The following is a 12,754-nucleotide window of genomic DNA, read 5'->3' as shown; positions in this document are numbered from 1 at the left end:
CGGCATCCCTTCAGTCGATCTCCTCGCCGGCGAACTCGACGCGCTCGGCGACTTCGCGCAGGATCGAGAGCAGCCATTGGAGCGCCGGATCCTCGTTGCGTGAGGGATGCCAGAACGCCGACTCCACGAGAACGGGCAGCGGCACCGGGATGCGGGCGACCTCGAGGTCGAGGTTCTCCGCGTAGAGGTCGGCGAGCCGGGCGGGGACGAATCCGTAGCGCTCGGAGCCTGCGACGGCGAACGGCACCGGCAGGAACCCGGGCACGGTGCGCACGACCCGCGGGGTCACGCCCGCGGCGGCGAGCTCGTCGTCGGCGTACATGACGATGCCGTCGGCGAACGCGACCCGCACGTACGGGAGCTCGGCGAGCTCCCGGAGCCCGAGCGCGCCGTCGCGCAGGCGGGGGTGCCCGCGCGCGACGATGCACACCATCGAGTCGGAGAACAGCGCCTGGCGCTTGCCGGGCACCCGCGGCGAGGCCGACGCGATCGCGACATCCTCGCGCAGCAGGTCGACGGGATCGAGGAAGTTCATCGGGCCGAACTCGACCGAGACGTTCGGCGCCCTCTGCTCGAGCAGCTCGAGCAGAGGCGCGGTCATGACCGAGAGCGCGTAGTCCGACGCCGTGAGCCGGAACCGCCGGTCGCTCGTGAGCGGATCGAACAGGGGGCGCAGATCAAGCGTGCGGTCGATCTCGGCGAGCGCCGCGCGCACGATCGGCTGCAGTTGGATCGCGCGCGGGGTGAGCTCCGACGAGCGGCCGCTGCGCACGAGCAGCTGGTCGCCCAGCATGCTCCGCAGCTTCGCGGCCGCCCCGCTCACGGTCGGCTGCGTCGTGCCGAGCACCTCGGCCGCACGGGTGAGATTGCGCTCGGTGAGGATGGCGTCCAGCACGACGAGCAGATTGACGTCGATGCCCCGCAGATCGGCCATTGCCCTCGAACCGCCCCTTCGCGCGATCCTCTCAGGGTAACCGTGCGACCGCGGCGCTCGGTCGGGTTCGGGGTGTCACGACACGCGCCGATGCCCGCGGGGTCGCCGCGTGTCGTGACACCCGAGGCGGCGCTACAGGCGGTCGGGTCCGTAGGTGCGCCGCGCCGGCGGCACGGTGTGGCCGGGGCTCGCCGTCTCGACGATGCGGTTCTCGATGGTGCCGAGGCCTTCGACCGTCATCGTCACGACGTCCCCGACCTGCAGTGGCGGCGGCGTGAGCTGCCCCGAGCGGGCCCAGCGCTCGGAGAGCGCGCCCGTCGACGCGGTGCCGGTCGCGAGCACGTCGCCCGCGCCGACCCACGCGTCGCGTGAGGCGTGCACGAGCATCTCCTCGAACGACCACGACATGTTGCGGAGGTTGTCGGTGCCGACGACCTCGCCGTTGATCGCCACCGACATCTCCAGCGCGTAGCGGTCGTCCTCGCGGTACTGCTCGAGCTCGTCGGGGGTCGTGAGCCACGGTCCGAGGGTGTTCGCGAAGTCCTTCCCCTTGGAGGGACCGAGGCCGATGCGCATCTCATTGCCCTGGATGTCGCGCGCGCTCCAGTCGTTGAAGATGCAGAAGCCCGCGATGTGCTCGGCGGCCTCCTCGATCGGCACGTCGCGCACGGTGTGCTTGACGATCATGGCGACCTCGAGCTCGAAGTCGAGCTTCTGCGTGAAGGGCGGCATCGGGATGTCGGCGCCCGTCGGCAGCACCGACCACGGGTTCATGAACAGGAACGCGGGCGCCTCGTACCATTGCGGCGGCACGCTGCCGTCGCCCGGCTCGTTCTTCTTCATGCCCGCGATGTGCGCCTCGAACACGAGGAAGTCGCGCATCGCCCGCGGCTGCACCGGCACGGCGAATGTGGCGTCCTGGATCGGCAGCTTCTGCTGGCGCCCGGCGCGCACATCGAGGTCGCGACGCACGTCGGCCGGCCCGTTCAGCAGGTCGAGGATCTCGGGATCGCCCGGGATGTCCTGGAGCTTGCCGTGCTGCACGCGCCCCGTGTGGATGATGCCGTTGGGACCGACATAACGCGCGTACTGCGCCACGTCAATAGTCCAGGGTCTCGTAGAAGTCGCGCTGGCGGGTCTCGAGAGCCGGGATCGCCTGGCCGAGCGCCCATTGCTCGAAGTGCGGGTAGGTCGCGTGCGCCTTGAAGGCGTCCTCGTCGTCGTACACCTCGAAGATGCGGAAGGTGTTCGGCTCCTCGGGGCTCTGATAGGCCTGGTAGTACCGGTTGCCGGGTTCGTCGCGCGAGGCGGGCGACAGCTTCTCGAGCGCGTCGCGGACCGTCTCCTCCTCACCGGGCTTGGCGATCCAGGTGGCGCTGCATACGAAGGCCATGGGGGTGTTCCTCTCATTGACGTCGTCGTCGGGGCGATCCCCCGTCGACGTTCACGGTAAAGCGGCGGGATGCCGCGGGACAGGCCGTCGGGGCGATGCCTGCCATCGCGTCAGGCGGTCACTCGTCGAAGATGGCGACCGCGCGCGTCCAGCCGGCCGACGCACCGCGCACCTTGGCGGGGAAGCACGCCACGGTGAAGCCGAAGGCCGGGATGTCCTCGAGGTGCTGGAGCTTCTCGATCTGGCAGTAGCCCACGTGGGCGCCGGCCTTGTGGCCCTCCCAGACGATCGACGGATCACCCGTCTCCTCGAACTGGCGGCGGTTGATGCTCACCGGCAGGTCCCACCCCCAGGCATCCGTTCCCACAACGCGGACGCCTTTGCCGGTGAGGTGCAGGGTCGCCTCGCGGCCGAACCCGATGCCCGTGTCGATGTAGTCCTCGCGGCCGTACGCACCGGCGGCGATCGTGTTCGCGAGGACGATGTCGAGGGGCTTCAGCTCGTAGCCGATGCGGTCGAGCTCGGCGTCGATGTCGTCGGGGGTCACGAGGTGCCCGTTGGGCAGGTGGCGGAGGTCGAGCTTGACGCCGGGGCGGAAGAACCAGTCGAGCGGCACCTCGTCGATCGTCCAGGCGCGCTCGCCGTCGTTCATGGTGGGGTGGTAATGCCATGGGGCGTCGACGTGCGTGCCCGAGTGCGTCGTGATCGTGACGGTCTCGGCCGCGAGTCCCTGCCCCTCCGGGAGCTGCTCGGGGAGGATGCCGTACATCGCGTACATGTCCTTGAGACCGCCGATGTGGTCCTTGTACTCGATCTTCGGGCGAAGGAACGGCGGGTCGACGGGGATCACGTCGTCGAGGGGCATGGACAGGTCAACGAAACGCACGGGAGCTCCTTCGGTCTCGTCCATCTTCGGCGGGCGGGGTCGGTGGCGGGAGTGGCCGGCGGTGATGCCACGTATTCTTGCGGTCGCCACCCGCCCGGGGAGAACATCGCCGCATGAGCGACCGCATCTTCAGGAGGGCTCCGCTGCGATGACCCTCCCCCAACGGAAGATCACGCACGTCGGGTACGTCGTGACGGACATCGACGACGCCGTCGAGTGGGCCGTGTCGACCCTCGGCGCCGGCCCGTTCTTCCTCATCCCGAATCTCCACTTCGACACGTGCACGTTCGAGGGCCGGCCCGCCGAGTACGACCACACCTCGGCCTTCGGCCAGTGGGGCGAGATCATCGTCGAGCTGACGGTCGTGCACTCCTCGACGCCGCCCGAGCTCGCCGAGACGATCGGCCGCCCGGCGCCGCGTGTCGGCCACGTCGGATGGCTGGCCGACGACCTGCTCGCCGACAGCGCCCTCCTCGAGGCCGAGGGACTTCCCGTCTTCCACACCGGGGCGTCGGGTCCCGTCTCCGCGCGCTGGCACGACGCCCGCAGCCGCCTCGGGCATCACATCGAGATCCTCGGCCGCACGCCGCAGCTCGAGGCGTTCTACGCGCTGATCCGGTCGTCGTCGATCGGGTGGGACGGCTCCGAGCCGCTGCGTCCGGGACCGGGCGGCTGATGCGCTTCGGCGTCGTCGTCGGCGCACCGACGCGTGCGAGCCATCTCACCGCGGTGCAGCGCGCCGAAGACCTCGGGTACGACGTCGTGCTCTGCTCCGACCACCTGGAGCTCGCGGGGCGGCACGCGTCGTGGTTCACGCCGATCCCGGCGCTCGCCGCCGCGGCGACGACGACAGAGCGGGTGCGCCTCGGCACGGCCGTCATCAACCAGGATCTGCGGCATCCCGCCGTCCTCGCTCGCGATGCGGCCTCGCTCGACGTGCTCAGCGACGGGCGGCTCGAGCTCGGGCTCGGAGCCGGCTGGAACGAGCCGGAGTACGACATGGCGGGCCTGCGGTTCGACCCGATCGGGCCCCGTGTGCGGCGCTTCGCCGAGTACGTGCAGGTGGTCAAGGGCGTGCTGGCGGAGCCGGCGTTCTCGTTCGAGGGCGAGTTCTTCCGCATCCGCGACATGCCGGGCGAACCGGCACCGGCGCAGGCCCCGCACCCGCCGATCATGATCGGCGGCGTGGGCCCGAGGATGCTCGCACTCGCGGCCCGCGAGGCCGACATCGTCAGCATCAACATGCCGAAGTCGCCCGACCCCGGCGAGGCCGCGCTCGCGGAGCGCGTCGCGTGGGTCCGTGAGAGCACGCCGCCCGGCGCGGACCGCGAGCTGCAGCTTCCGCTCGCCGGAGTGGTCCCGACGGCGCGCTCCGCCGAGGAGGCCGTGCGCGCGGCCGCCGCGACGGGCGACCAGTTCCTCCTGTCGATGCTGGCGCGCAGATTCGGCGTCGAGGCGCTCGCCGACTCGCCGATGGTGCTCGCCGGCTCGACCGCCGCGATGGCGGACAGCCTCAGCCGGCTCGAGGAGTCGTTCGGCATCGGCTATGTCATGATCCCGATGGGGCAGCTGGAGGCGCTGGCTCCTGTGATCGAGGCGCTCCGCTGACGCTCAGGCAGGGTTGCGGCCGGCGAAGAACTCGCGGAACGGGTCCATGCTCGGCTCGAAGCCCGCGTCGAGGAGGCCCTTGCGCAGCTGGTTCATCTGAGGGTCGTGGATGCGCTGCGTGGGCAGCCGCAGCGGACCGCCGTTGTAGCCGCGCAGCCAGCCCTGGAACTTCCACAGCTGGCGGTTGATGAAGTTGCCGCCGTTGAGCTGCATCGAGACGGCCGACTTGGCCTTGCGTGCGGGGTGCATCCGCCAGTACAGGTCGGTGACCTCCTGGAACTTCTCCTCGCGCAGCAGGCGCATCGCCTCGGGGATCGTCGGCCCCCAGAATTCGTGGTCGCTCGTCGCCGACAGCTGGATGGGGAAGAGCTGGCCGAGCGGCAGCAGCTCGCCTTCGATCGGGCACGAGATGACGACCTCGTCGCCGAACAGGCGCTGGCACTCGATGATGCCCATGATGGACGGGAACCCGCCCTCGGCCTTGATGACGGCGATGTTCGGGATGTCGTCGAGCATCCGCCGGATGAGGCGCGCCGGGATGTCGGAGGGGTGGATGCGGGTGCTGAAGCCCCACAGGAACATGGGGAAGAGGATCACGGCGAGGTTCGTCGCGTCGCAGACGGCCTTCGTGTAGTCGTAGACCTCCTGCTCCGACTCCGGGTAGAAGTTGGGCGGGTACGACAGCAGGACGAGCTCGGCGCCGCGGGCCTCCGCCCCCTTGACGGCCTCGATGTTCTGCTCGAGGCTGCTCCAGCTCGCGTGGTGCACGATCACCAGGTCGTCCTTCGCCTCATCCTTCGCGATCTCGAGGAAGTCGAGATACTCGGGCAGCGTGATGCTGATCTCGCTGACGCCCAGCGAGCCGACGAAGCCGTGCTCCTTGGCCAGCCGGATGTCGTGTCGGATGCCGCGCTCGTTGAGCCGCGTCAGGTCGTGCGTGAACGACGGGATCGTGCAGTTGACGGCTCCGACGAGCCGCTCCCTCGCCCAGTCCCGGGCTTCGGACTTCGTGTATCCGGCCATGTCCGGCTCTCTTCCTCGAGGTGGCTTACTTGCGGATGGTGAGGATGCCGACGGGCAGCGGCGTTCCGCGCCCCTGCGCGACGGCCCGGTGGTACAGCTGCTCGGCCAGCACGATGTCCTGGAAGCCGCTGCCGGTGGACTTGTAGACGGCGATGCCGCGCTTCGGGCGCGAGACCTGCCGGCTCAGCAGGTCGTGGAGCGACACCGTGACGGCGTCGGGGTCGAAGCCCGCCTCGCGGGCGGCGATCATGTCACCGCTGTCGTGGAGCACCTCGGCGAGGGCGTCGGCGACGACGAACGCCGCACGACCGACGAGCGCGGGATCGAGCTCGCGCTGCGACGGCGTGGTCGATCCGACCGAGACGATCGTCGCATCCTCCTTCACCCAGCCGGCCAGGACGGTGGGCGTCTCGTCGCGCGAGCGCGCGGCGCACAGGACGAGGTCGGCGCCGGTGACGGCATCCGCTCCGCTCGCGACGGCGGTGATCGGGATGCCGAGCTCGGCCGACAGCTCGGTGGCGAACCGCTCGCGGTTCGCCTCGGTGGGGCTCGTGACGCGCGCGCTCTCCAGACGCGCGACTCGGGCGGCGGCGCGCAGCTGTGCGCGCGCCTCGAACCCGCTGCCGACCACGGCCGCCGTGAGCGGCCGATCGGGCAGGAGAGCGGTGAGCGCGGCCGCGGCCGTCGCGGCCGTGCGGATCCCCGTGATCCGGTTGCCGTCGATGAGCGCCGCGAGCCGCGAGTCGTTCTGGTCGAAGAGGGTGATGAGGTAGCTCGCGAGCCCGTTGCGGATCGAGGCGGCGATCGTCTTCGACCCGCCGAAGCGTCCGCCCGCGGGGGCCGAGGGCATGACCCGCTGCCACCCGGCGTCGGTCACGGCGACGGTCCGCTCCGGCGTGCGGCGGGAATCGTCGGGCCGCGAGTAGGCCTCGCGCAGCGCGGCGATCGCGCCGTCCCAGTCGGCGAGCGCGGCGACGTCGTCGTCAGTGAGGAACAGCGTCGGGGGCTGGGCCAGGAAGCTGCCGTCGGTCATCACGACACCTCGATCCCCTGCTCGCGCAGAACGTCGGCGAGGATGCCGTCACGCACGACCCGTTCGCCGCGCATCGCGAAGTACGACTCGAGCAGATGACTGCGGGTGGCCTGGGACGCTGCGGCCGCGTCGCGGCGGCGGCACGCGTCGAGGATCTCGCGGTGGTGCTCCTCGGCGAAGGGGCCCCGCACGTCGAAGTGCAGTCGGATGCGGTCGGCCTCGGCCCCGAGGAGCTCGATGAGCCGCAGCATCGTGGGGCTGTCGGCCGCCCCGTAGAGCACCGCGTGGAACGCGCGGTTGAGCTCGTTGAACACGCCGAGCGAGAAGTCGGCGTCGGCATGCCGTGCCTCGAGCTCGTCGAGGATGCCGGCCATGCGCTCGACGGCGGCATCCGAGAGGCGCGGCACGCCGAGCGCGGCGGCCCGCCCCTCGAGGTCGATGCGCAGTGCCGTGACCTCTTCGAGCCGGCTCACGTCGACGCCCGCGACGACGGTGCCGCGGTAGGGCTGGCGCACGACGAGGCCCGCCGTCTCGAGCTGCAGGATCGCCTCGCGGACGGGCGTGCGGCTGATGCCGAGCTCGGCCGCGAGCGTCGCGACGTCGACTCGACTGCCGGCGGGCAGCTCGCCGCCGACGATGCGATCGCGCAGGATTCGCATGACTTCGTCGGTCATGCGGCGCGGACTGATCTGGGCCATGAGTAAGGAATATCCAATATCCAATCGGTCATCCAGTCCCGTCCCGCCATGGGAGCTATCGTCGAGGACGATGGACGCGGTCCGGTCGCGCGACGTACGCTCGCGTCGTCCCCCACCCGAACGCGCTCACTCGAAGAGGAGGCCCCGCATGGCCATCGCGACGATCAATCCCTTCACAGGGCAGACCGAGCAGGAGTTCGAGGCGCACAGCGAGGAGGAGGTCGACCGCCGCATCGCCTCGGCGCATGAGGCCTTCCACACCCTGCGCGCGACATCGTTCGCGCAGCGTGCCGAGTGGATGCGCGCGGCTGCCCAGCTCCTCGAGGACGACGTCGAGGAGCTCGCCCGCCTCATCACGATCGAGATGGGCCGGCCGATCAAGGGGGCGCGCGCCGAGGTGCTCAAGTGCGCGAAGGGTCTGCGCTACTACGCCGACAACGCCGAGAGCCTGCTCGCCCCGGAGCAGCTCGCGGATCCGTCGGTCGTCGGCGCGAGCGCCGCGGGCACCCGCTACGCCCCGATCGGCGTCGTGCTCGCCGTCATGCCGTGGAACTACCCGCTCTGGCAGGTGCTGCGCTTCGCGGGCCCCGCCCTCATGGCCGGCAACACGGGCCTGCTCAAGCACGCCTCCAACGTGCCCCAGGCCGCGCTCTACCTCGACACGCTGTTCGAGCGCGCGGGCTTCCCCGAGGGCGCGTTCCACACCCTGCTGATCCCGGCATCCCGTGTCGAGGCCGTCCTGCGCGACCCGCGCGTCAAAGCCGCGACCCTCACGGGCTCCGAGCCCGCGGGCCGCTCGCTCGCGGCGATCGCGGGCTCCGAGGTCAAGCACGTCGTGCTCGAACTCGGCGGCTCCGACCCGTTCGTCGTGATGTCCAGCGCCGACGTCGACAAGGCTGCGACGGTCGCCGTGACGGCGCGCAACCAGAACAACGGTCAGTCGTGCATCGCCGCCAAGCGCTTCATCGTGCACACCGACGTCTACGACGAGTTCACGCGCCTGTTCGCGGAGCGCGTCGCGGCGCTCAAGGTCGGCGACCCGCTCGACGAGTCGACCGATGTCGGGCCGCTCGCCACGGAGTCCGGTCGCGACGAGCTCGAGGGGCAGGTGGCGGATGCCGTCGCCAAGGGCGCGCACGCGCTGACGGGCGGCTACGTGCCCGACCGCGAGGGCTGGTTCTATGAGCCCACCGTCCTCGGCGGTGTGACCCCCGAGATGCGGCTGCACCTCGAGGAGGCGTTCGGTCCCGTCGCGACCGTGTACCGCGTCGCCGACCGCGAGGAGGCCGTGCGCGTCGCCAACGGCACGACGTTCGGCCTCAGCTCGGCGGTGTGGACGACCGACCCCGAGGAGGAGGACTGGTTCGTCCGCAACCTCGACGCGGGTGCGGTCTTCATCAACGGCATGACGGCGTCCTACCCGGAGCTGCCTTTCGGCGGCGTGAAGGACTCGGGCGTGGGCCGCGAGCTGGCGGCAGCCGGCATCCGCGAGTTCTGCAACCTGCAGACGGTCTGGAAGGGCTGACCGGCCCGGGCCATCGCCGAACCAGGGGATTCTCGGCGAACCGCAGGGCGATGCCGTCGGGTTCGACGAGAATCCCCTGGTTCGCCGAAAGGTGACGGCGCGTCAGGGGGACGGCGCGTCAGGGGGACGGCGCGTCAGGGGGACGGCGCGTCAGGGGGACGGCGCGTCAGGGCAGGACGACGATCTTGCCGGGAGGGTGCGGGGACTCGAGGGCGGTGAACGCCGCGACGACGTCGTCGAGCGGGAAGGTCGCCGCGACGGGCAGCACGAGGGAGCCCGCCGCGATGCGGTCGGCGAGCCCCGCGAGGTTCTCGGCCGTGCGGGCCTCGCGCTCGACGTTGTGCACGCCCAGCTCGGCGAGCGCCGCGTAGGCGGCGATCGCGACCATCCGGTCCACGGGCACGCCGAGCTCCACACCGGCGTCGAGCGCGTCGCGGCCGTGGCAGTCCATGACGGCCGTGACGGCACCGAGCGCGCGCACGCGGTCGGCGAGGCCGGGCCCGTAGGCGACCGGCTCGATGCCGAGCGACCGCAGCAGCTCGTGGTTGCGCTCGCCGGCCGTGCCGATCACCCGGGCGCCCGCCTCGGCTGCGAGCTGGGCCGCGACGATCCCGACGCCTCCCGCCGCGCCTCCGACCAGGACGGTGTCGTCCTCGCCGACGGGCACCGTCGCGAGGCACGACACCGCCGTGAGGCCGGCGACCCACAGGCCGCCCGCCACCTCGACGGGCACCGCCTCGGGCCGCCGGGCCAGCTCGGCGTCGGACGCGAGGACGCGCTCCGCGACCGCGCCGGCGGCTCGCCCGAGCACTTCGTCGCCGACGACGACGGGAGTGCCGTCCCAGTACGCGGCGCCCTCGCCGACCGCTTCGACGGTGCCGGCGAGATCGGCGCCGACGCTGCGCGGGAACGGCGGCCCCGACGGGATGAAGCCCGAGCGGAGCTTGCCGTCGAAGGGGTTCAGCGCCGCAGCATGCACGCGCACGGCGACCTGACCCCGCCCGGGCGCCACGTCCTCGACGTCGGCGACGTAGAGGACGTCCGGCGCTCCTGTGCGGTCGTACCGGACTGCGCGGCTCATGCGCTCTCCTCGATCAGGGTCACTCGTGGGTGCGGAGGATCTGCTCGGGCTCGAGCTGCACGGCCCAGCCCTCGATCGTGCCGGCGTTCTCGTACTCCTCGATCTGGAGGATCTGCCGGCCGCGTTCGACCGTCGCCTCCATGGGCGAGGTCACGAAGGCGCTCACCTTGAGCCACGCCGATTCCTCGTACGAGATGCCGTCGATGACGAGGACGTTCGCGTCGACGACGGCGCGTGCGTGTGCCGCGCCGCGCGGCGAATCGCTCGTGATGGCCCGCGCACCGTTGACCTTGTTGGCCGCGACGGCGCCCGCCTGGGCCTCGTCGACGACGAGCACTCCGAAGGCGTCGATCGCGGCATCCTGGTCCTCGACGACCGACCTGGCGACCCGGATCGCGAAGACGGGATAGTCGTCGCCCGGATCGAGCTCGTCGGCGCCGTGCCAGACGACGTCGAAGCCTGCGGCGGTCGCACGGGTCTGCAGTGCCCGGCCCAGCTCGTAGCCGCCGTGGTCGGCGGCGAAGTGGATGCGTGTCATGCTCCTGACCTCTCTGTCGCGGATCCTGGTTCTCGTGGTCCGGTCACACCGGGGGCGCGACGAACAGGCCCTTGTCGATGTCGTTGAACGACTCGCGGGCGACGAGCTCGCTCATCTCCTGCGCGGTGCCCCACTGATCCTGCGTCGACAGCTGGCTGATGTCGTGCTTGTGGGCGACCCACGTGTCGTCGTCGACCATCGACAGCTCGGTCGTGTACTCGATCGTGTTGCCGGCCGGGTCGAGGAAGTAGGCGAACGTGTTGTCGCCGGCGTTGTGCCGCCCGGGGCCCCAGATCATGCGGGCGCCCGAGCGCAGGATCTTGCCGGCGCCGCGCATCCACTCCTCGATGCCCCGCATCTCGAACGAGAGGTGGTGCAGCGAATGGTGCGGGCCCATCGCGACCGCGATCGAGTGGTGGTTCGGGTTGCACCGCAGGAAGTGCATCATGTCGGTGCCGTCGGGGCGCACGAGCGAGTCCGAGATCGTGAAGTCGAGGTGGTCGACGTACCACTTCGCGGTCTGGTTGAGGTTCTGCGAGTTGAAGACCATGTGCGAGAGCTTCGCCGGGATCGGCTCGCGCTCGCGGATCTTGCGCGCCTCGCGCGTGGAGTAGCCCGTCGAGAACTCGAGCGCTCGGCCGTCGCCGTCGAACACGCGGAAGCCGTAGCCGCCGCTGAAGCCCGTGAGCTCCTGCGGCTCGTGGATGAACTGCACGCCCTCGGCGTGCAGCTTGGCGGCGAGCGCGTCGACGTCGGCGCGGCTGCGGACCGCGAAGCCGGCGAGGTCGATGCGCTTGTCGTCCTTGCGCAGGCGGAGGATGAAGGGCTCGGTCGACCCCTCGGCCGCGAGGTAGCTGACGCCGTCCTCGGCGTGGACCTCCGTGAGTCCCCAGTGCTTGACGAAGAAGTCCCGCTCCTGCTCGAAGTTCGGTACCGCGAGCGCGGCGTAGCGCAGGTGGGAGACGAGCCGCTCAGTCATCGTCGACCTTTCGTGAGGATCAAGAGGGCGCACACGGGTGACGCCATCCCGAGGGTAGGGCGATCATCCACGCAGTCGCCATGGCCTGGACGGATACCATGCATCTGTGGCGAGCGGCGACACCGATCTGAATCTGCTCGTCGCGCTGCGGGCGCTCCTCGAGGAGGCCAACGTGACCCGCGCCGGCGAGCGGATCGGCGTCGGCCAGTCGACGATGTCGGCGTCGTTCGCGCGGCTGCGCGCGGTCTTCCAGGACGAGCTCCTCGTGCGCGTCGGCCGGGACTACGAGCTGACGCCGCTCGCACGGCAGATCCTGCCCCAGGTGCAGCGGACGCTGCCGCTGGTCGCGCAGGCGCTCGGCCAGGAGGAGCCCTTCGACCCCGCGACGACGCGCCGTACCTTCGGCATCCAGCTCTCGGACTACGCCGCCATCGAGCTGCGACCTCTCTTCGCGCAGGCCGAGTCCCTCGCCCCGGGCCTCCGGATCGACTTCCTCCGCCTTCCCGTCGCGCCGACGGATGCCGAGCACGACCTGCTCGCGCACGATTTCGTCGTCACGGCGCCGGGGATCGGCATCCAGGTCGAGAGCATGGAGCTGTTCCGCGACGAATACGTGGTCATCGCCGATCGCGCCAACCCCGTCGTCGCGGGCGGCACGATCTCGATCGACGACTTCCTCGAGAGCCCCTTCATCCGGTGCGACTTCGGGCGCGCTCATCTGACGCCCGTGGAGCGGCGGCTGCACGAGCTCGACCTGCGGCCGCGCGTGCGGGTGACGACCTCGACGCTCCTGTCGATCCCCCTCATCGTCGGCGGCACGCGGCTGATCGGCCTCGTCCCGCGGCGTCTCGTCGAGCGCAATGCCGAGGTGACCGGGACGGTCGCGGTGCCGACGCCGTTCCCCGTCGTCGAGCTGATCCAGCGCCTCTGGTGGCATCCCGCGCATGAGCACGATGCGGGGCACGCGTGGCTGCGCGATCTGGCCGCCGGATGGGTCGCGGGCGGCGCTCTTCCCGCCTGATGTCGCGATAGCAGGCATCGCCGAGGGCGACTGGT

Annotated in this window: 14 protein-coding genes; 4 read left to right on the top strand and 10 right to left on the bottom strand. The window is 70.9% G+C overall.

Features of this window, described 5'->3' with window-relative positions; genetic code table 11:
* Nucleotides 1-10: 10 nt before the first annotated feature.
* The 4 genes from ACH3VR_RS12685 to ACH3VR_RS12670 all read right to left on the bottom strand — a co-directional run bounded on the left by ACH3VR_RS12685 (nt 11) and on the right by ACH3VR_RS12670 (nt 3,213).
* Nucleotides 11-934 (bottom strand): LysR family transcriptional regulator, encoded by a 924-nt coding sequence (locus tag ACH3VR_RS12685; protein WP_397556673.1) that lies wholly within the window; start codon nt 932-934, stop codon nt 11-13.
* A gap of 132 nt (nt 935-1,066) precedes the next feature.
* Nucleotides 1,067-2,032, bottom strand: coding sequence for a fumarylacetoacetate hydrolase family protein (locus ACH3VR_RS12680; RefSeq protein ID WP_397556672.1), 966 nt, complete (start codon nt 2,030-2,032; stop codon nt 1,067-1,069).
* A 1-nt stretch (nt 2,033) separates the two neighbouring features.
* Complete coding sequence (locus ACH3VR_RS12675) at nt 2,034-2,327, bottom strand: putative quinol monooxygenase (protein WP_397556671.1); 294 nt, start codon at nt 2,325-2,327, stop codon at nt 2,034-2,036.
* A 118-nt stretch (nt 2,328-2,445) separates the two neighbouring features.
* Nucleotides 2,446-3,213 (bottom strand): cyclase family protein, encoded by a 768-nt coding sequence (locus ACH3VR_RS12670; RefSeq protein WP_397556670.1) that lies wholly within the window; start codon nt 3,211-3,213, stop codon nt 2,446-2,448.
* Nucleotides 3,214-3,361: 148 nt separating this feature from the next.
* On the opposite strand from ACH3VR_RS12670, the gene ACH3VR_RS12665 reads away from it, so the two are divergent.
* Entirely contained in the window at nt 3,362-3,889 is a 528-nt protein-coding gene (locus tag ACH3VR_RS12665) for a VOC family protein (protein WP_397556669.1), read from the top strand.
* A complete protein-coding gene (locus ACH3VR_RS12660) occupies nt 3,889-4,821 on the top strand; it encodes a TIGR03621 family F420-dependent LLM class oxidoreductase (RefSeq protein ID WP_397556668.1) in 933 nt (310 codons plus the stop codon). The genes ACH3VR_RS12665 and ACH3VR_RS12660 overlap by 1 nt, the downstream gene beginning before the upstream one ends.
* A gap of 3 nt (nt 4,822-4,824) precedes the next feature.
* Here ACH3VR_RS12660 and ACH3VR_RS12655 read toward each other — a convergent pair whose 3' ends face one another.
* Genes ACH3VR_RS12655 through ACH3VR_RS12645 form a run of 3 tightly spaced genes read right to left on the bottom strand, consistent with a single transcriptional unit; the run spans nt 4,825 to nt 7,575 of the window.
* Nucleotides 4,825-5,844 carry a dihydrodipicolinate synthase family protein gene (locus tag ACH3VR_RS12655; RefSeq protein WP_397556667.1) on the bottom strand — a complete coding sequence of 340 codons (1,020 nt, stop codon included), beginning with the start codon at nt 5,842-5,844 and terminating at the stop codon, nt 4,825-4,827.
* Between the two features lie 25 nt (nt 5,845-5,869).
* Nucleotides 5,870-6,877 (bottom strand): ornithine cyclodeaminase family protein, encoded by a 1,008-nt coding sequence (locus ACH3VR_RS12650; protein WP_397556666.1) that lies wholly within the window; start codon nt 6,875-6,877, stop codon nt 5,870-5,872.
* Nucleotides 6,877-7,575: a GntR family transcriptional regulator gene (locus tag ACH3VR_RS12645; RefSeq protein WP_397556665.1), complete on the bottom strand. Its 699-nt coding sequence runs from the start codon at nt 7,573-7,575 to the stop codon at nt 6,877-6,879. The genes ACH3VR_RS12650 and ACH3VR_RS12645 overlap by 1 nt, the downstream gene beginning before the upstream one ends.
* Nucleotides 7,576-7,723: 148 nt before the next feature.
* Here ACH3VR_RS12645 and ACH3VR_RS12640 point away from each other — a divergent pair, with 148 nt between their 5' ends.
* Nucleotides 7,724-9,100 carry an NADP-dependent succinic semialdehyde dehydrogenase gene (locus ACH3VR_RS12640; protein WP_397556664.1) on the top strand — a complete coding sequence of 459 codons (1,377 nt, stop codon included), beginning with the start codon at nt 7,724-7,726 and terminating at the stop codon, nt 9,098-9,100.
* 166 nt (nt 9,101-9,266) lie between these two features.
* On the opposite strand, the gene ACH3VR_RS12635 is transcribed toward ACH3VR_RS12640, so the two are convergent.
* From ACH3VR_RS12635 to ACH3VR_RS12625, 3 genes are read right to left on the bottom strand one after another with little or no spacing between them, the layout of a single operon-like run.
* Entirely contained in the window at nt 9,267-10,181 is a 915-nt protein-coding gene (locus ACH3VR_RS12635) for an NADP-dependent oxidoreductase (protein WP_397556663.1), read from the bottom strand.
* A 19-nt stretch (nt 10,182-10,200) separates the two neighbouring features.
* Nucleotides 10,201-10,719: an RpiB/LacA/LacB family sugar-phosphate isomerase gene (locus ACH3VR_RS12630; RefSeq protein WP_397556662.1), complete on the bottom strand. Its 519-nt coding sequence runs from the start codon at nt 10,717-10,719 to the stop codon at nt 10,201-10,203.
* 43 nt (nt 10,720-10,762) lie between these two features.
* Complete coding sequence (locus ACH3VR_RS12625) at nt 10,763-11,698, bottom strand: VOC family protein (RefSeq protein ID WP_397556661.1); 936 nt, start codon at nt 11,696-11,698, stop codon at nt 10,763-10,765.
* A 106-nt stretch (nt 11,699-11,804) separates the two neighbouring features.
* On the opposite strand from ACH3VR_RS12625, the gene ACH3VR_RS12620 reads away from it, so the two are divergent.
* Nucleotides 11,805-12,719 (top strand): LysR family transcriptional regulator, encoded by a 915-nt coding sequence (locus ACH3VR_RS12620; RefSeq protein ID WP_397556660.1) that lies wholly within the window; start codon nt 11,805-11,807, stop codon nt 12,717-12,719.
* Nucleotides 12,720-12,754: the final 35 nt, after the last annotated feature.

The organism is Microbacterium alkaliflavum (genome assembly GCF_044325405.1).
Lineage (GTDB): Bacteria > Actinomycetota > Actinomycetes > Actinomycetales > Microbacteriaceae > Microbacterium > Microbacterium alkaliflavum.
This window is presented reverse-complemented; position numbering and strand designations above follow the sequence as displayed.